The organism is Novosphingobium barchaimii LL02 (genome assembly GCF_001046635.1).
Classification (GTDB): domain Bacteria; phylum Pseudomonadota; class Alphaproteobacteria; order Sphingomonadales; family Sphingomonadaceae; genus Novosphingobium; species Novosphingobium barchaimii.
This window is the reverse complement of sequence record NZ_KQ130454.1, coordinates 219,605-235,701: the sequence shown is the minus strand read 5'-3', so window position 1 is coordinate 235,701 and position 16,097 is coordinate 219,605. Positions and strand designations below refer to the sequence as shown.

18 protein-coding genes are annotated in these 16,097 nt (G+C 66.1%); 13 read left to right on the top strand and 5 right to left on the bottom strand.

All coding sequences use genetic code 11. From position 1 onward, the window contains the following. Positions 1-98: 98 nt before the first annotated feature. Both V474_RS11635 and V474_RS11630 read left to right on the top strand, forming a co-directional pair. Entirely contained in the window at positions 99-2,588 is a 2,490-nt protein-coding gene (locus V474_RS11635; protein ID WP_059151663.1) for a circularly permuted type 2 ATP-grasp protein, read from the top strand. Continuing rightward, positions 2,588-3,469 (top strand): transglutaminase family protein, encoded by an 882-nt coding sequence (locus tag V474_RS11630; protein ID WP_059151662.1) that lies wholly within the window; start codon positions 2,588-2,590, stop codon positions 3,467-3,469. The genes V474_RS11635 and V474_RS11630 overlap by 1 nt, the downstream gene beginning before the upstream one ends. Positions 3,470-3,497: 28 nt before the next feature. Here the strand turns inward: V474_RS11630 and V474_RS11625 are convergent, their stop codons facing one another. From V474_RS11625 to ccmA, 4 genes are all read right to left on the bottom strand, one after another. Further along, positions 3,498-3,962 (bottom strand): hypothetical protein, encoded by a 465-nt coding sequence (locus V474_RS11625; protein ID WP_059151661.1) that lies wholly within the window; start codon positions 3,960-3,962, stop codon positions 3,498-3,500. A 405-nt stretch (positions 3,963-4,367) separates the two neighbouring features. After that, a complete protein-coding gene (locus tag V474_RS11620; RefSeq protein WP_059151660.1) occupies positions 4,368-4,991 on the bottom strand; it encodes a carboxymuconolactone decarboxylase family protein in 624 nt (207 codons plus the stop codon). A gap of 112 nt (positions 4,992-5,103) precedes the next feature. Beyond that, positions 5,104-5,763 (bottom strand): heme exporter protein CcmB, encoded by a 660-nt coding sequence (locus V474_RS11615; RefSeq protein WP_059151659.1) that lies wholly within the window; start codon positions 5,761-5,763, stop codon positions 5,104-5,106. Next, positions 5,760-6,383, bottom strand: coding sequence for a heme ABC exporter ATP-binding protein CcmA (ccmA, locus tag V474_RS11610; protein ID WP_059151658.1), 624 nt, complete (start codon positions 6,381-6,383; stop codon positions 5,760-5,762). The genes V474_RS11615 and ccmA overlap by 4 nt, the downstream gene beginning before the upstream one ends. A gap of 47 nt (positions 6,384-6,430) precedes the next feature. On the opposite strand from ccmA, the gene V474_RS11605 reads away from it, so the two are divergent. Both V474_RS11605 and V474_RS11600 read left to right on the top strand, forming a co-directional pair. Further along, positions 6,431-6,721, top strand: coding sequence for a 4a-hydroxytetrahydrobiopterin dehydratase (locus V474_RS11605; protein WP_059151657.1), 291 nt, complete (start codon positions 6,431-6,433; stop codon positions 6,719-6,721). 6 nt (positions 6,722-6,727) lie between these two features. Then, positions 6,728-7,105, top strand: coding sequence for a DUF1090 domain-containing protein (locus tag V474_RS11600; protein ID WP_059151656.1), 378 nt, complete (start codon positions 6,728-6,730; stop codon positions 7,103-7,105). Positions 7,106-7,167: 62 nt separating this feature from the next. Here V474_RS11600 and V474_RS11595 read toward each other — a convergent pair whose 3' ends face one another. Further along, positions 7,168-7,785: a DNA-3-methyladenine glycosylase family protein gene (locus V474_RS11595; protein ID WP_059151655.1), complete on the bottom strand. Its 618-nt coding sequence runs from the start codon at positions 7,783-7,785 to the stop codon at positions 7,168-7,170. Positions 7,786-7,893: 108 nt separating this feature from the next. Between V474_RS11595 and V474_RS11590 the strand changes: the two genes are divergently transcribed. The 9 genes from V474_RS11590 (at position 7,894) to V474_RS11550 (ending at position 16,090) form a co-directional block, all read left to right on the top strand. Then, positions 7,894-8,211 carry a 2Fe-2S iron-sulfur cluster-binding family protein gene (locus V474_RS11590; protein ID WP_059151654.1) on the top strand — a complete coding sequence of 106 codons (318 nt, stop codon included), beginning with the start codon at positions 7,894-7,896 and terminating at the stop codon, positions 8,209-8,211. A 78-nt stretch (positions 8,212-8,289) separates the two neighbouring features. After that, the gene (locus tag V474_RS11585) at positions 8,290-9,315 is read left to right on the top strand and encodes a cysteine synthase A (RefSeq protein WP_059151653.1); all 1,026 of its coding nucleotides are present in this window, start codon (positions 8,290-8,292) and stop codon (positions 9,313-9,315) included. 40 nt (positions 9,316-9,355) lie between these two features. Next, the gene (locus tag V474_RS11580) at positions 9,356-9,703 is read left to right on the top strand and encodes a hypothetical protein (protein WP_059151652.1); all 348 of its coding nucleotides are present in this window, start codon (positions 9,356-9,358) and stop codon (positions 9,701-9,703) included. Then, positions 9,684-10,472, top strand: a complete 789-nt coding sequence (locus V474_RS11575; protein WP_148649372.1) for a DUF4350 domain-containing protein — start codon at positions 9,684-9,686, stop codon at positions 10,470-10,472. Before V474_RS11580 ends, V474_RS11575 begins: the two co-directional genes overlap by 20 nt. A 342-nt stretch (positions 10,473-10,814) precedes the next feature. Continuing rightward, on the top strand, positions 10,815-11,321 hold the full coding sequence (locus tag V474_RS11570) for a division/cell wall cluster transcriptional repressor MraZ (protein WP_059151651.1): 507 nt from the start codon (positions 10,815-10,817) through the stop codon (positions 11,319-11,321). Beyond that, positions 11,318-12,319: a 16S rRNA (cytosine(1402)-N(4))-methyltransferase RsmH gene (rsmH, locus tag V474_RS11565; RefSeq protein WP_059151650.1), complete on the top strand. Its 1,002-nt coding sequence runs from the start codon at positions 11,318-11,320 to the stop codon at positions 12,317-12,319. The genes V474_RS11570 and rsmH overlap by 4 nt, the downstream gene beginning before the upstream one ends. Next, positions 12,316-12,858 carry a hypothetical protein gene (locus V474_RS11560; protein WP_059151649.1) on the top strand — a complete coding sequence of 181 codons (543 nt, stop codon included), beginning with the start codon at positions 12,316-12,318 and terminating at the stop codon, positions 12,856-12,858. The genes rsmH and V474_RS11560 overlap by 4 nt, the downstream gene beginning before the upstream one ends. Continuing rightward, a complete protein-coding gene (locus tag V474_RS11555) occupies positions 12,855-14,633 on the top strand; it encodes a peptidoglycan D,D-transpeptidase FtsI family protein (protein ID WP_059151648.1) in 1,779 nt (592 codons plus the stop codon). The genes V474_RS11560 and V474_RS11555 overlap by 4 nt, the downstream gene beginning before the upstream one ends. Beyond that, positions 14,630-16,090 carry a UDP-N-acetylmuramoyl-L-alanyl-D-glutamate--2,6-diaminopimelate ligase gene (locus V474_RS11550; protein WP_059151647.1) on the top strand — a complete coding sequence of 487 codons (1,461 nt, stop codon included), beginning with the start codon at positions 14,630-14,632 and terminating at the stop codon, positions 16,088-16,090. Before V474_RS11555 ends, V474_RS11550 begins: the two co-directional genes overlap by 4 nt. Positions 16,091-16,097: the final 7 nt, after the last annotated feature.

Here is a 16,097-nt window from a genome sequence, read left to right as displayed (position 1 = left end):
TCGATCGAATCGGTCCCTGATTTGTCGTGGTTCGCGCGAGCGGGGAAACCCGTTTGCGCCCCGGTCGGCGGTGCGGGATCAAGTCGGGGACGCTGTGCATGAGCACCAGGCCCGAAGTCGCGCCGCCGCTCGGCTGGCTTGACGACTATGCCGCGAAGGGATCGGGCGGCGACCTCTACGGCGATGCCTCGCCAGTGGTGGCCGAGTGCTGGCACAAGGTCGCCTCCGGCCTTGCCGCGCTGACCGATGGCGATCCTTCCGCCCTTCAGGACGCAACCGCGCGCCACGCTGCCGATCTCGGACTCGCCTTCCGCCTCACCGGGGACGAGGACGAGCGATCCTGGCCGCTCAATGCCATCCCCCTGATCGTCGGGGCTGACGAATGGGCAGAAGTCGAACGCGGCCTCGTCCAGCGCGCCGAACTGATGGAGTCGCTTGCCGCCGACATTTATGGCCCGCAGAAGCTGGTGAAGGATGGGCAGTTGCCCGCCGCAGTGGTGGCCGGAAGCCCGTTCTTCGCGCGAAAGATGATTGGCCGCAGTCCGCCGGGCGGGCGCTTCATCCACGTCTACGCCGCCGACCTTGCGCGGGGACCGGGCGGGCAGTGGCGGGTTCTTCAGGACCGCGTGCGCGTGGCTGGCGGTGTCGGCTATGCCTTGGAGAACCGGCTCGCGATGTCGCGGGCGGTGGGCAATCTGCTGGCCGACGCCCATGCGCGCCGGCTCTCCGACTTCTTCTCGCAGATGCAGGCCGGCATGGCCGCCGCCTGCCGCCGCGAGAACCCGCGCATCGCGCTGCTCACCCCCGGCCGCTTCAACCAGACTTATGCCGAGCAGGCGCATTTGGCTCGTTACCTCGGCCTGCCGCTGGTCGAGGGGCGCGACCTTACCGTGCTGGATGACCGGCTCTATGTGGGCACAATCGCAGGGCCGAAGCGCGTCGATGCTCTCTGGCGCTGGATCGACACCACCGCGCTCGACCCGCTTTCGTTCGATGCGAAATCGCAGCTTGGCGTTTCCAACCTGTTCGATGCCTGGGCCGGCGGCGGGGTGGAGATGGTCAACTGGCCGGGCGTCGAAGTGCTCGAATCAGCCGCGTTCGCCGCGTTCATGCCGCGCCTGTGCCGTGTCCTGCTGGGCGAGGCGCCGATCCTGCCCAATGTCGCCACCTGGTGGTGCGGGCAGGCGGTGGAAAGCTCCACCGTCGCCGCTCGGCTGGACGAATTGGCGTTGCTCCCCGCGTTCGGCCAGCCGATCGAGGGGCTGGAAAGCCGCGATCCGGTCGCCGGGGCCGAGTTGAGCACCGCCCGGCGCGCGGCGATTATCGACGCGCTGTGGCGCCGCCCGATGGACTATTGCGGGCAGGAAATCGTGCGCCTTTCCACTACTCCGGCGATCATCGACGGTGAGATCGTACCCCGTCCCTTTACTGTGCGCGCCTTCGTGGCCCGGGGTCCCGATGGCGGCTGGAGCGTGATGCCGGGCGGCTTCGTGCGCCTGTCGTCGAATTCGGCGCTGCCCACGTCGTTGATGGGGGCGGGCGACCTGTCGGCGGACCTGTGGATCGTCGACGAGAAGCCGACCAGCCACCACCTCGGCAGCCGCGTGGCGGGCGAACCGCCGATCTCGCGCGGTGGCGGCATCCTCGCCAGCCAGGCGGCGGACAACCTGTTCTGGTTCGGCCGTTACAACGAACGTGCCGAGACGATGGTGCGGATCGTGCGGGCAATCCTTGCCAGCCCGGCGGAGAGCGATTCCAGCCCCAGCGAAGAGGGCGGGGTGCTGCCGCGCCTGACCGCGCTGCTGCTGCACTGGGGGGCGATCAGCCCGGAGACGGCGAAGCTTTCGGTCGCCAAGATCTGTGCCCGCGCGCTTACCGAAACGCGGCTGCCCAGCGGCGTCGCCTCGCTGATGCGGCGGCGCCAGCAGGTAGGCATGGCGCTGCGCGAACGCCTTGCGCGTGATTTCTGGCGGATCGTCAGCCGCCCGATGCCGTCGATCAAGGTGGATCAGCCTCAATCCATGCTGACCAACACGCGCTGGCTGACCGAGCATTTCAGCGCGCTTGCCGGCCTGATTTCCGAGAACATGGTGCGTTCCGCCGCGTGGCATTTCCTCGAAATCGGCCAGCGGCTTGAGCGCGCGCAGGCAATCTGCCGCATGGCGCGCCAGTTGACCGCTGGAACCGCAGACGGCGATCCTGTCGCTGCGCTCGGCCTGCTGCTGGACCTGTGCGACAGCCAGATCATCTATCGCAGCCGTTACCTGACCGGGCCGGTTGCCAACCCGGTGCGCGATCTGGTGCTGCTGGACCCCGACAACCCGCGCGCGCTGGTGTTCCAGGTGGACGAGATCGTCGACCATCTCGCCGCGCTGCCCAGTTTACGGGACGACAACATTCCCGAAGCGCCCCTGCGCGCCGCCCGCGCCTTGCTGGGCGAATTGCAGGCGGCGACCGCATCGGAAATGACGCCGGAGCGGCTTGAGGGAATAGAGGACCAGTTGCTGGGCCTGTCGGACGCGATTTCGGCGCGCTATTTTCTGCAACTCGATTCCGAAGAAGCGGAAAGGCGTTCGCGGCTTCTGTAATGCGCTATTCGGTCAACCATATCACCACGCTCAAATACGCGCAGGCCGTGCGCATGGCGCAATTCAACCTGCGGCTGCGCCCGGCGGACTGGGCGGGCCAGAGCGTTTCGGACTATACCCTTGAAGTCGATCCGCAGCCGGGGCAGGTGATCGAGGCGCCAGGCGGCTACCACGTCAACGAGGCACGGTTCGCCCTGCGGGAGCCGACCAGGCAGTTGACCATCGAAAGCCGCTTCACCGTTGAGGTCGAGGCGCTGCCCTTCTTCGTGCGCGATGCAGAAGGGCCGGGACTGGCCGAACTGCGCGAGCGGGCGATGAAGAAGCCGGACCTTTCCGACCTTGCTCCCGCCTCATACATCTTCGCCTCGCCGATCGCCCAGCCCGAGGCACGGATCGCGCAGTGGGCGGGGTCCTTCCTGGATGAGGCGATGCCGGTGATGGCGGCGGGCCGCGCGCTGATGGGCGCTATCCACGAAGAATTCACTTACGATGCCGACGCGACCGAAACGGACACGCCGCCGCTGGAAGCGTTCGTGAAGCGGCATGGGGTGTGTCAGGATTTCAGCCACGTCATGATTATCGCGGCGCGAGCGCATGGCATTCCGGCGGCCTATGTCAGTGGTTACCTGCGCACCCTGCCGCCGCCGGGCAAGGAACGCCTCGTCGGTGCCGACGCGATGCACGCCTGGGTAAACCTGTGGTGCGGCGAGGAACTGGGCTGGATCGGCTTTGATCCGACCAACGATTGCCTGGCCGATACCGACCATATCTTTTTGGGTATGGGCCGCGATTATTCCGACGTGGCGCCGCTGGACGGCACGTTCCGGGGATCGGCGGGGCAGACGATGTTCGCCTCGGTGGATGTCGCCCCGCTGGATTGACCCTCCGAAATGCGCGGGCCTCAGGCTCTCAGTGGGGGCGCGTGTGATTCGCGCCGGTGCTGGGGCTGGCGACGGGCTCACCGGGAAAGATGCCTGCGATGGCCAGCGCAGCGCCGATTCGCGAAAGCGTTTCCAGCAGGTCGCCAACGCTGTCTTCGCTCACCACCAGTTCCAGCGTTTCCCGAGTCGCGGTGGGACCGCGGTCCCGCAGGCTGGTGATGAGTTCGAGAATCACCGCCTCATGCTCGGACACATGGCTGCATCCCAGTGGGCAGAATGCCAGCGTATCCAGCGCATCGCGGTTGAGCAGCATCATCGCGCGGTGAAATGGCTGTAGCCCCCCGATCATGCGCCAGCGGGCGAATGCGGGGGCGAGAAGCTGCGCCGGGCAGCGCTTCTGGCCGATCGCGGTAACCCATGCGCGCATGGACCAGACGAGGAACCGGCAGCCTTCGTCGAGGGCGGCGAGCGGGCGGTCGACGTATTGATACATGCAGTGACTCCTTAGGGCTTGCATATGCGAATGATTATCATTAGCTACTGTTGCGCGGCTTGCTCCTCTCGTCAAGCCTGCACCAAGCCCGGAGGAACGCTTGTCATGGGGCGTTCTTCCCATCCTGTGACCTTTGGCCGGGGCGGCTCCTTGCCTTGCTCGCCCCGGCCTTTTTTTCCGAAGGTCACAGGAAGCCGCTGGACCGGCGGAAATCGGGGGCTTCTCTCAAGCTATGCGCTGCCCTGGCATCGATCGGGACCGTGTGGGCGCGGGCTGCTATAAGCCGCGGCAACCAAACGCCGGGACTAAAGCTGGGCGCTTGGAGGACGCTGCGTAGTCATGCCGGTGGACGCACAGGTTCTGCCGCACTTATCCACAGACTCATCCTCTCATTGATGATGAGAATCAGCGATAATCGAATCCGCCTTTGGGCTGGATCTTGAGCGAGTTCTGCTGGAGCGCCGTCATCAGGTACGAACCGATCAGCATCGGATATTCCAGCATCTGCTTTTCATCGTAAGTTTGCGCCAGTACATCCCAGGTTGCGTCGGCGATGCAGTGGTCTGCCAGCAATTCCTCGACGCCGCGCAGCACGGCCGATTCGTGAAGCGTCCAGCCCGGTGCTTCGGAGCCGTCGATCACGCGCTCGATTTCCTCAAGCGTGATGCCGAAGGCCTTGCCGATGTCGACATGCTCGCACCACTCGAACGGTGCGCGGGCCAGCAGGGCGAGGCGCAGGACCGCCAGTTCCCGGTCGCGCGCGGGTATGGTGCCCCTCGCGGCCAGTTCGATACCCAGCACCATCTGGCCCTTGAACATGCCCGGGTGGCGAAGGGTTATCAGGCTGACGTCGGGGAAGGGGCGGCTTTCGGGGATGGAGAAGGCGGCGCGGATCGCATCGACCTGTTCCTGCCCTTCCGGGCTGACCTCGGCAAGGGTCAGGGGCGCATAGCGCGGGCCGTGCGTTACCGTCTGGGCAAGGCGTGCATCTGCGTCGAATTCGTACCGGCCGGTCGTGGGCTGCGTCATTGTAGTGGTTATCCTCCTGCGCGAACCGCGCCGACCGGGTTTGTCCGGTTCGTGCAGGGCACTATGCGCGGGCGCGCCGTGGCCGCCAAACGCAGCAGCGATGTTGCCGGGCCTATCCGCGCGCGGCGCGAACGGCGGCTCCGCCCGCGAAGGGTGCGATGGCGATGAGGACGAGGCTGGCGGCGGCGGTGAGGGCAAGGCCGCTTGCGCCGCCGGTGCCCAGACTGCCGGCTCCGAAAATCAGCACCGGCACTGCCATCGGGATCACCAGCAGGCCCGACAGGGCCGCCCCGCCGCGCAGGCCCGCCGTCAGCGCGGCGACAGTCACCCCCAGGGCGGCGAGGCCGGGTGTGCCGGCAAGCAACCCGATCTCGACCACGCGCAGGGTCTTTGCGTCCAGCCCCAACAGCGCGGCGGCGGGGAGAGCGGCCAGCATCAGCGGAGGCCCGAAGCTGAGCCAATGGGCGATCACGCGCACGGCGATCACCAGTTCCTCGGAAATGCCGCGCAGAGCCCACTGGTCGAACATGCCGAGTTCGATATCCGGTTCGACGAGCCGGTCGAGCGGCAGGATCGCGGCAAGCAGGGCGGCGACCCAGATCACGCCGCCGCCGGTGCGGGCCAGCAGCGGGGCGTCCGGCCCGACCGCGAAGGGATAGAGCATCGCCACGGAAAGGAAGAACAGCACCGGCAGCATGGCCCCGCCGCCGCGGCCGCTCAGCAGGAGGCGGGTAAGGTCACGGCGCAGCAGGGCAGTGATCCGGCCGGTCATGCGGCCCGCTCCTGTAAGGCGAAGTCGGACAGCGGCAGTACGCGCATCGCGGCAAGCCGGAACGTCTGGTGCGAAGCGATCACGGCGATCCCCCCGGCGGCGCAGTGCTGCTCGGTGATTGTTTCGGCCAGCTCCACGGCGTGGCCGTCCAGCCCATTGAGCGGCTCGTCGAGCAGCCACACCCGCGATTTCTGACCGAGCAGCCGGGCGAGCGCGGCGCGCTTCTTTTGCCCGGTGGAGAGATAGCGCACCGGCACATCCAGCAGGGAGGCGAGGCCAAGGCGGGCAAGATCGCCGCTCGCCTGGCTGCTTTTCCCCAGTCCGTCGAGCGCGCCCCAGAACGCCAGTGCGCGGCCGAGCGGCAGGGCGGGATCAAGGGCAGGGCGTTCGTCGATCAGGCCGACGCTCCCTTCCACGCTGACCGACCCGGCGAAGGCGGGGGCAAGGCCGGCGATGATGCGCAGCAGGCTGGATTTACCGATGCCGTTGTGGCCGGCAACTTGCAGCGCCTCTCCTGCGTTCAGGCGGAAGGAAAGGCGGGAAAACAGCACCCTGTCGCCCCGGCGGCACGCCAGATCTGTCACGGCGATGGACGTTGGGGAAAGGGCGGCCTCTTGCATGGGGCCGAGCGATAGGAGAAACCCGCTCACCTGCCAAGGAGACCTCGATGCCCATTGCCCGCCTGACCGACGCCGAACGCGGCGATGCGCTGAAAAGCCTGCCGGGCTGGTCCCTGCGCGCGGACGGCCTTGCCATCGTGCGAGAGTTGAAATTCGCCGATTTCGGTGAGGCCTTCGGCTTCATGACCCGGGTGGCGATCCAGGCAGAGAAGGTCGATCACCATCCCGAGTGGTTCAACGTCTACAACAAGGTGCGCATCACGCTGACCACGCACGATGCCGAAGGACTGAGCCTTCGCGACGTGGCGCTGGCGAAGTTCATCGACGGGGTTGTGTGAGAGGCCATGAGAATTGGCATCTTCGGTGCGCTGGCTTTGCTTGCGAGCAGTCCGGTTCTGGCTGCCGAGCCATCGCCCCTGTGCGTGGCCAAGCAGCAGGATATCGAGCGCCGGATTTTTACGGCGAAGACTCAGGGTCATAGCCGCGAACTTGACGGCTTGAACAAGGCGTTGCGGGAAAGCCGGCGCAACTGCACCGCCGCTTCGTTGGAGGCCGAGCGTGCCCGGGACATAAGGCAGGCCTCGGAAGAAGTGGCGGAAAGGGAAGCCGCGTTGGCAAAAGCACGGCGCGGCGGCGATCCTGACAAGATTGCGAAGCGCGAGGCTAAACTTCAGGAGGCGCGCGTCAAACTGGCCGAAGCCGAACTGCCCCTTGGAACCTGAGATCCACGTGTTGGAGACGCTGCGCTGGCCTCATGCCTGGCACAACTATTTCACCCCATATTTTACAGCGCCGGATTGTTATAGCAGTGCCAGGTGAAGATCGCCGCCGCCCCCCGGTGAGGGCGCCAGCTTTCCGCCAGTTCGCGGGTCAGCTTCTCGCTCGGCCGCTCGTTCAGGCGCAGCAGCTTGTGCAAGCCTGCCTGAACGGCAAGGTCGCCGGCGGGCCAGATGTCGGGGCGGCCCTCAGCAAAGAGCAGGTAGACCTCCGCCGACCAACGGCCGATGCCCTTGATCTGTACGAGCTGGGCTATGGCTTCCTCGTCGTCGGTTGGCAGGTCGTTGAAGTCGAGGCTGCCGGCGATCACCAGTTCGCACAGTGAGCGCGCATAGCCCTGTTTCTGGCGCGAGAGACCGCAGCCGCGCAAGGCGTCGAATTCGGCGGCGAGCAGGGTTTCGGGATGAATGCCTTCCCCAAGCAGCGTTTCCAGCCGGGTCCACACCGAGGCGGCTGCCGCCACGCTCACCTGCTGTCCGACGATCGTGCGAAGCAAGGTGGCATAACCGGTCGGCCGTATGCGCGGCTCAGGATAGCCGGCCACTTCGAGGGCGCGGGCTATCGACGGTTCGATTCGGGCAATGGCATCCAGGCCCGAACGGAGTTCGTCAGCGGTCAAACCCATGGTTTTTGGCTACCTTGCAAAAGAGGGTCGCAGCCTTTAGCAGCCTGCGGGAAGTGCGCATACAACAGCATTTGTGATACAGGATGTATCAAAGGGGAATCGAGAGCCATGCCGCAGATCATCGTCGTCAATCAGTCGGGTGAAGAATCCAACATCGAGGCTCCCGAGGGCCGTACCCTGATGGAAGTCATCCGTGATGGCGGCTTCGATGAACTGCTGGCGCTGTGCGGCGGCTGCTGCTCGTGCGCTACCTGCCACGTCCACATCGCCCCCGAATTCATGGACAAGCTGCCCGCCATGAGCGAGGACGAGAACGACCTGCTCGACAGCTCCGACCACCGCAACGAGTACTCGCGCCTGTCGTGCCAGGTGGCAATCACCTCGGCCCTCGAAGGCTGCAAGGTCACCATCGCGCAGGAAGACTGAGGGCCGAAGGCATTGATTTGTGCTGGGCAAGGCGCAAATCAATTGCACCTTGGCGAAGAGGTTCCTAACTCTCGCGCCATGACCTCATCCAAGACTGTCGCGCCGCAGGCGCAGCCTTCCACGCTCGACCTCATCGGCAATACCCCGCTCGTCCTCCTCAAGGGGCCGAGCGAGGCGGCCGGATGCGAAATCTGGGGCAAGTGCGAATTCGCGAACCCCGGCGCCTCTGTGAAGGACCGTGCGGCGCTGTGGATCGTGCGCGATGCCGAGGCCCGTGGGACACTGCAGCCGGGCGGCACCATCGTCGAGGGCACGGCCGGCAACACCGGCATCGGCCTGGCGCTCGTCGCCAATGCGCTGGGCTACAAGACGGTGATCGTCATGCCCGAGACGCAGTCGCGAGAGAAGATGGACACCCTGCGCGCGCTGGGCGCCGAACTGGTTCTGGTTCCCGCCGCGCCGTTCTCGAACCCCGGCCACTTCGTCCATACCTCGCGCCGCCTGGCCGAGGACACCGAAGGCGCGATCTGGGCCAACCAGTTCGACAATATCGCCAACCGCAAGGCCCACATCGAAAGCACCGCGCCGGAAATCTGGGCGCAGATGGAAGGCCGGGTCGACGGCTTCACTTGTGCGGCCGGCACCGGCGGTACGCTCGCGGGCGTCGGCATGGGCTTGAAGGCCTTCGATGAAAACGTGACCATCGCGCTCAGCGATCCCTACGGCGCAGCGCTCTACAACTATTACGCGCACGGCGAACTCAAGGCTGAGGGTTCCTCGGTGGCCGAGGGCATCGGGCAGGGGCGCATCACCGCCAACCTCGAAGGCGCGCCGGTCGATACCCAGTTCCGCGTTTCCGACGAGGAGGGGCTGGAATGGGTCCGCCGCCTGCTGAGTGAGGAAGGGCTGTGCCTGGGCCTGTCCTCGGGCATCAACGTGGCCGGCGCCGTGGCGCTGGGCCGCAAGCTGGTGGCCGAAGGCAAGTCGGACGCCCGCGTGGCGACGATCCTTTGCGACACGGGTTTCCGGTACCTCTCCTCGCTCTACAATGCCGAATGGCTGGAAGCGAAGGGATTGCCGGTCTTCCCCTGGCTGGCGAAGTGATGTAAACGGTCCGTCTATGGCAGGAAACATTCCGCCTTTTATGGTCGACACGCAAAGTATCCTCGAACCCCTGCAGGTGCCTACGCACTTCGTGCCGCCGTCTGCGCGCGAACTGCGCTCTCAGGGCGTACACAGGTTGCAGATCGGGCTCTTCGGTCTTTGCGCGATGCTGTTGATCGTGGGCCTCGCAAATATCATCCGCGACCGGCTGCGGCTGGTTGATACTCAGGACCCGATTCAGCAGGTCGTCGCGGTGGACGCCAAGCCCACCAAGACGGCAAGCGATCCTCTGGCCGATATCGGTGTGGTTCCCGCTGCTGAACCCAGCCCGGCTGCGTCTCCGGCGCCGGACGCTTCGGGTGATCCGGGTGCGCCGGCCGCGCCTTGAACTGATCCTGCTTGCCGTCCTCGCGCTTGCCGGGTGCGGCAAGCGCGATGCGGCGTTACCGCGGGGCTCTGCGGTGATCGGGCTCTACACCAGCCTGCCGATTACCTGGAATGAAAGCCCCGACATTCGCGGTTTGCTGGCCGAACAAAGCGCGCCGCACTGGGCGCTTGAGGTTCTGCGCGGACGCGGCCCGGTAACCCCGCTCGATACGCTGGCGCCGCTGCGGCTTCCTGAAGGCGCGGTGCTGGTTCTGGCCCAGCCCCGCCCGCTCACCCCGCAGGAGAACGTGGCGCTGGACGCCTGGGTGCAGGCCGGCGGGCGCGTGCTGCTGCTGGCGGACCCGATGCTCACCGTGCATTCCCGGTTCGCCCCCGGCGATCCCCGCCGTCCGCAGGACATCGCGATGCTCTCGCCCATACTAGGCCGCTGGGGGTTGGAACTGGCGTTCGACGACGCCCAGCCCGCAGGCGAGCATACCGTGCGCCTGCCCGATGGAGATGTGCCGGTGAATTTGCCGGGATTCTTCCGTGCTGCGGGGAATTCCGAGGAAGGCGGGAAATCGGGGAAAGTGCGGGATGCAGTTGCCCATTGCCGGCTTGAGGCCGCTGGCCTGCTGGCGGACTGCATTGCCGGGAAGGGCCGGGTCATCGCGCTTGCGGACGCGGCACTGCTGGAAATTTCCGAGGATTCGCAAGGTCTGGCGCAGCGGCAGGCGATTCTCGGGCGATTGCTGGACCGGCTGTCGGATTCGGCGCGCGCCAGTAAATGATGGGGATGGATGGGGTCGATCCGGGGATCACCGGGGATGCGCCTGAATCCTCGACAAAACCGTTGTGATTCAAGGGATTTATCGCTATAAGCGCACGAGACGACACAAGCGGTCTCCGGCTCGGTTCATCGGCGACTGCTCATTTCGGCGGATAAATCACCGCTGATCCCCATATTTCCCTTTAATCCCCACATTTCCCGATATAGAAGAACAGCCAATCGGAATGGCTGAGTCTTGCCGCGTCTTGTTCAGGTGCGGAAGCCCGAACGCACGCGTGTGCGGCTGGGCGGGGCACGGTCATGTCCGGGACGGTCACCACCTCTGGGGCGAAAACAGGCGGATATGGCGGGGCAGCCATTCATTTACAGCGGGCAGGGCTTTTCGCTTCTACGCGACAAGAACCGCTTCGTGCTGCCCAACGTCCTCCGCTCGACCGTGCGCGATTCGAGCGGCAAGGACGTCCTGTGTCTTGCCAAGCATTCCGAATGGAAGTGCCTCGTCGGCTTTGGCCTGTCGCGCGTCGATGAATTCGAAAGCCAGCTTGAAGCCGAACAGACCCGTGCGGACACTGCCGGACGGGCCTTCAACCGCGATAAGCGCGCGATGCAGCTCTACAATTTCCAGCAGGTGCCCTTCGACGGCAGCGGCCGTTTCACCATGCCGGATGCCCTGACCAGCCTCGCCAACTTTGGCGAGGAGCTGTTTTTCCAGGGCATCGGCCGGTCCGGGATCCTGATCTGGAACCCCGAGGAGCTTTACGCCCTCGGCGACGACCCTGATTTCGAGGCGGCGATCGCGACGTGCCGCTCTCTGGCGGAAGCCGAAATTACCAAGGCGAAGAAGAAGTGAGTTCCCCCGATCAGCCTCATATCCCCGTGCTCCTTGAGGAGGTTGTCGCCGCCCTGAACCCCCGGGGCGGCGACATCATCGTCGATGCGACGCTGGGTGCGGGCGGCTATACCCGCCGCCTGCTCGACACGGGGGCGACGGTGCACGCCTTCGACCGCGATCCCGACGCCATCGCCGCCATCCGCGCGAACCCCGAAAAGTGGCCGGAACTGGCAGAGACGCCGCCGCGCCTGGTGCTGCACGCGCGGCGCTTTTCCGAAATGGTCGAGGGCCTGGCCGAAGTCGATATCGACCGGGTCGACGGCGTGGTGATGGATATCGGCGTGTCCTCGATGCAACTCGACCAGTCCGAGCGCGGCTTCGCGTTCGGCTCCGATGGCCCGCTCGACATGCGCATGAGCCAGGACGGCATGTCCGCCGCCGACTTCTGCAACGAGGCCGATGAGGCCGCGATCGCCGACGTCCTTTTCCTGTATGGCGAGGAGCGCCAGTCGCGCCGGGTCGCCCGTGCGATCGTGGCGGCGCGTCCGCTGGCGACGACGATGGATCTGGCCCGCGCGGTGCGCAAGGCGCTGGGCTACAACCCTGCCTACAAGGGCGGCGGGGTCCAGAAAGACCCGGCGATCCGCAGCTTCCAGGCGATCCGCATCCACGTGAACGGCGAACTGGACGAACTCGATGCGGGCCTTTCCGGCGCGGAGACGCTGCTGGCAGAGGGCGGCCGCCTTGCGGTGGTGACGTTCCACAGCCTTGAGGATCGCAAGGTGAAGCGCTTCCTGCGCGATGCCAGCAGCGCCGGGCAGACCACCTCGCGCCACCTTCCGCAGGCCACTGCCGCGCCCGCGCCATTCGCCCAGCTTTCCAAGGCTGTGCGTCCCGGCGACGAGGAACTTGCCATCAATCCACGCTCACGCTCGGCCACTTTGCGCAGCGCCGTGCGCACCGATGCTTTCCCCCGCAATACCGATGGTGCCCCCAGCCAAAGGAATTCCGCATGAACTTCACCAGTGACCGCGTCCGTTCGATCGGCTGGATTTCCGTGCTGGTGATCTGCGGGGCGGTGTCGATCGGCCTCACGCTGCGCGTCAACGCGGTGAAAAGCCAGGTCCACGATACCGAAAAGCGGATGGTCTGGGTGAAGCAGGACATCGACTTCCTCGAGACCGAGTTCCAGACCCGCTCCAACCAGCAGGCGCTCAAGCAGCTCAACGATCTTGAGTTCGGCTACAAGGCGCCGATCGCCGGGCAGTACATCGAGGGTGAGCGCCAACTCGCTGCGCTGGGCACTGCTGCCGGTCCCGGCGCGCCGCAGCCAATCCGTTACGCCAATGCCGAAAAGCCCGAGGATGGCGATGGCTCGTCGCTGCTGGCGATGGTCTCTCCGGTGACGGGCGCGACTGCCGCCGCGTTGCCGGAAAGCACGGAAAAGCCCGGCAGCAAGGGGCGCGACCCCGAGCGCGAGGCGATTGCGCGTGATGCCGCTGCCATTGGCAAGCGTCTGGCCCGCATCGAAGTGGCGGAGGCTGCCCAGCAGTGAACGCCCAGGCGTCCTTCTCCCTCGGCTCGATCCCGACGACTGTCTCGACCGGCCGGCGCAAGCTCGTCAACGTTCGCCAGCGTTCGCTGTTGGTGGCGAAGCTGCGCACCTTGTGGATTCTGGGCGTCTTCGTTCTGGTGACGGTGGGCGCACTGGCGCGTATCACGTACCTTGGTTTCACCGGCGTCACCGCGCGTCATGGCGAACTGGGCGATCTGCTGATCCCCAACCGGGGCGAGATCGTCGACCGGAACGGCGTGCCGCTGGCGCGCGATTTTCGCGTCTACTCGCTATGGTTCAATCCCAAGGCGATGACCGAAGGCTCGGCGCTGATCCAGAGCCCCGAGGAAGTCGCCGGTCGGCTGGTACGTATCTTTCCCGATCTCGACCGGGACGAGCTGATCGCCAAGCTGCGCGCCGGCAAGCCGGGATACCTGCGCAAGTCGATCCTGCCGGAAGACGCCAACAAGGTGCACGCGCTGGGCGAACCGGCGCTGGAATTCCCGCTGGAGGCGACGCGATTCTACCCGCAGGGCTCGATGGCGGCGCACGTGCTGGGCTATGTCGACAGCTATGGTCATGGCAAGGTCGGCATGGAGCAGGCGTTCAACGACCAGCTTATCAGCCATGACGGGCGTACCACGCCATCGGTACTCTCTATCGATTTCCGTGTGCAGAGCGCGCTGGAGGACGAACTCTCCACCGCGATCACGCTTAGTAACGCCAAGGGTGCTGCGGGCGTCATCCTGGACGTGGACACGGGCGAAATCCTGGCACTGGCGTCGCTGCCGTCCTTCGATCCCAACCACGTCAAGCCGACTGACATGGTGATCTCGGCGCAGGAAGCCGCCAATGGCGACGTTCCGCACGGCTTTAACCGCGTGACCAACCAGGTGTATGAGCTGGGCTCAACGTTCAAGCCGATCACTGTGGCCTCCGCGATCGACGCCGGTGTCGTGTCGGATCTGGGCAAGCAATGGCCCGCGACGCCGCTGCACGTCGGCCGGTTCACGATTCATGATCTGCACAACTACGGCTCCTCGCTCAATGTACCCGAGACGCTGATCCATTCGTCCAACACCGTCACCGCGCGGATCGCGGATGAACTGGGCGGCGTGCGGCTGAAGCAGACCATGGAAGCGCTGGCAATGAACCAGCGCCCTTACGTGGAACTGCCAGCGAAAGGCTTCCCGATCTGGCCGAGCGGCGAATGGCCGCGCCTGCGCACCATGACCGTGGCGTACGGGCACGGCATCGCGGTGACACCGCTGCACCTGGCCTCTGCCTATGCGGCGCTGGTCAACGGCGGCATCTGGCGCCCGGCCACGCTCAAGAAACTGAGCGCTTCCGAGATTCCGGAAGGCCGCCGCGTGTTCAAGGCATCGACCAGTGCGCGCATCCGCCAGCTTTTGCGCATGATCGTCCAGTACGGCACGGGCCGGAAGGCCGATGCGCCGGGCTTCCGTGTCGGCGGCAAGACCGGTTCGGCCGAAAAGCCGGGTGCGGGCGGCTATCGCCACCACTCGCTGATCGCGACGTTCGCCGCCGCTTTCCCGATGGACAAGCCGCGCTTCGTGGTCATTGCGATGATGGACGAACCGCAGGGCACTGCAGCCACCTCGTACCAGCGTACCGCCGCCTGGAACGCGGCGCCGGTCATCCAGCGCGTCGTTCCGCGCATCGGTCCGCTGCTGGGCATCATGCCCGACGAAACGCGCGACATCGACATCAGCGATCTCAAGCCGCTGGTTCCGCAAGGGAGCGACGGAGAATGAAACTGAACGCGCTGTGCGCCGCCGCCGGCATCGCCCCGGCAGGCGCCGACGCCAACGTGACCGGCTTTGCCATCGACCACCGCAAGGTGGCACCCGGCACCGTGTTCGGGGCCTTTCGCGGCGCGCGCTTCAACGGCGAGGACTATATAGCCGCTGCCGTGAAGGCGGGGGCCGTGGCCGTGGTCGCGCACCCGGACGCCGTGGTCGAAGGCGCGATCCACTTCGCCGATGCCGAGCCGCGCCGCCTGTTCGCACGCCTTGCCGCGCCGTTCTTCGCGCCTGTGCCCGAAACGCTGGTGGCGGTGACCGGGACCAACGGCAAGACCTCCACGGTCGAACTGGTCCGCCAGATCTGGCGCATGGCCGGCCAGCGCGCCGCCTCCATCGGGACGCTGGGCGTCACCACCAGCGACGAGACCGTCTCGACCGGACTGACCACGCCGGACATCGCCACGTTCCTCGCCAACCTCTCCGGCCTGGCGCGCGAAGGCGTGACGCACGTTGCCTACGAGGCATCGAGCCACGGGTTGTCGCAGTTCCGCAGCGAGGGGCCGCGCGTGGTTGCGGGCGCCTTCACCAACCTCAGCCGCGACCATCTCGATTATCACGCGACGATGGACGAATACTTCACCGCAAAGATGCGCCTGTTCGACGAAGTGGTGATTGACGGCGGTTCCGCAGTGGTCTGGGCGGACGATGCCTGGTCGGACAAGGCGATTGCCCACGCGAAAGCGCGCGGTCTCAAGGTGTTCACGGTAGGCGCGAAGGGCGCGGATATCCGCCTCGTCAGCCGCACGCCGACCGGACTGGGCCAGAAGCTGGAGATCGAATACCTCGGCAAGGCGCGCTTGATCGACCTGCCGCTGATCGGCGCTTATCAGTCCGCCAACGCGCTTGTCGCGGCGGGGTTGGTGCTGGTTTGCGGCGGCGACGAACACCTGACGTTCGATGCGATGAAGCGTCTCGTCACGGTGCGCGGGCGCATCGAGCGGGCGGCGATCACGCCTTCGGGCGCGCCGGTCTATGTCGATTATGCGCATACGCCCGATGCTCTGGAGGCGGCGATTGCCGCGCTTCGGCCGCATGTCACGGGCAAGCTGATTACGGTCTTCGGCGCCGGCGGCGACCGGGACCAGGGCAAGCGGCCTGAAATGGGCCGGGTGGCGAGCGAGGGGGCAGACCTCGCCATCGTCACCGACGACAATCCGCGCGGGGAAGACCCCGCCGCCATCCGCGCCATGGTGTTGGCGGGCATGGCGGCAGGGGCGCGGGAAGTGGGCGACAGGCGAGAGGCGATCCGCCTTGCCGTCGCCGAGGCCGGGGCGGGGGACGTGGTCCTCATCGCCGGCAAGGGGCACGAACAGGGGCAAATCATCGGCAGCGGCGACAATATGCGCGTGCTGCCATTCGACGATGTCACCGTGGCCAGGGAAATGGCTGGCTCGCTGGGAAGGTAGAACGACG

Bases quoted from the DNA above. Each gene is read 5' to 3' on its own strand.
- V474_RS11635 (WP_059151663.1), top strand. From the start codon at position 99: ATGAGCACCAGGCCCGAAGTCGCGCCGCCGCTCGGCTGGCTTGACGAC.
- V474_RS11630 (WP_059151662.1), top strand. From the start codon at position 2,588: ATGCGCTATTCGGTCAACCATATCACCACGCTCAAATACGCGCAGGCC.
- V474_RS11625 (WP_059151661.1), bottom strand. From the start codon at position 3,962: ATGTATCAATACGTCGACCGCCCGCTCGCCGCCCTCGACGAAGGCTGC.
- V474_RS11620 (WP_059151660.1), bottom strand. From the start codon at position 4,991: ATGACGCAGCCCACGACCGGCCGGTACGAATTCGACGCAGATGCACGC.
- V474_RS11615 (WP_059151659.1), bottom strand. From the start codon at position 5,763: ATGACCGGCCGGATCACTGCCCTGCTGCGCCGTGACCTTACCCGCCTC.
- ccmA (WP_059151658.1), bottom strand. From the start codon at position 6,383: ATGCAAGAGGCCGCCCTTTCCCCAACGTCCATCGCCGTGACAGATCTG.
- V474_RS11605 (WP_059151657.1), top strand. From the start codon at position 6,431: ATGCCCATTGCCCGCCTGACCGACGCCGAACGCGGCGATGCGCTGAAA.
- V474_RS11600 (WP_059151656.1), top strand. From the start codon at position 6,728: ATGAGAATTGGCATCTTCGGTGCGCTGGCTTTGCTTGCGAGCAGTCCG.
- V474_RS11595 (WP_059151655.1), bottom strand. From the start codon at position 7,785: ATGGGTTTGACCGCTGACGAACTCCGTTCGGGCCTGGATGCCATTGCC.
- V474_RS11590 (WP_059151654.1), top strand. From the start codon at position 7,894: ATGCCGCAGATCATCGTCGTCAATCAGTCGGGTGAAGAATCCAACATC.
- V474_RS11585 (WP_059151653.1), top strand. From the start codon at position 8,290: ATGACCTCATCCAAGACTGTCGCGCCGCAGGCGCAGCCTTCCACGCTC.
- V474_RS11580 (WP_059151652.1), top strand. From the start codon at position 9,356: ATGGTCGACACGCAAAGTATCCTCGAACCCCTGCAGGTGCCTACGCAC.
- V474_RS11570 (WP_059151651.1), top strand. From the start codon at position 10,815: ATGGCGGGGCAGCCATTCATTTACAGCGGGCAGGGCTTTTCGCTTCTA.
- V474_RS11560 (WP_059151649.1), top strand. From the start codon at position 12,316: ATGAACTTCACCAGTGACCGCGTCCGTTCGATCGGCTGGATTTCCGTG.
- V474_RS11550 (WP_059151647.1), top strand. From the start codon at position 14,630: ATGAAACTGAACGCGCTGTGCGCCGCCGCCGGCATCGCCCCGGCAGGC.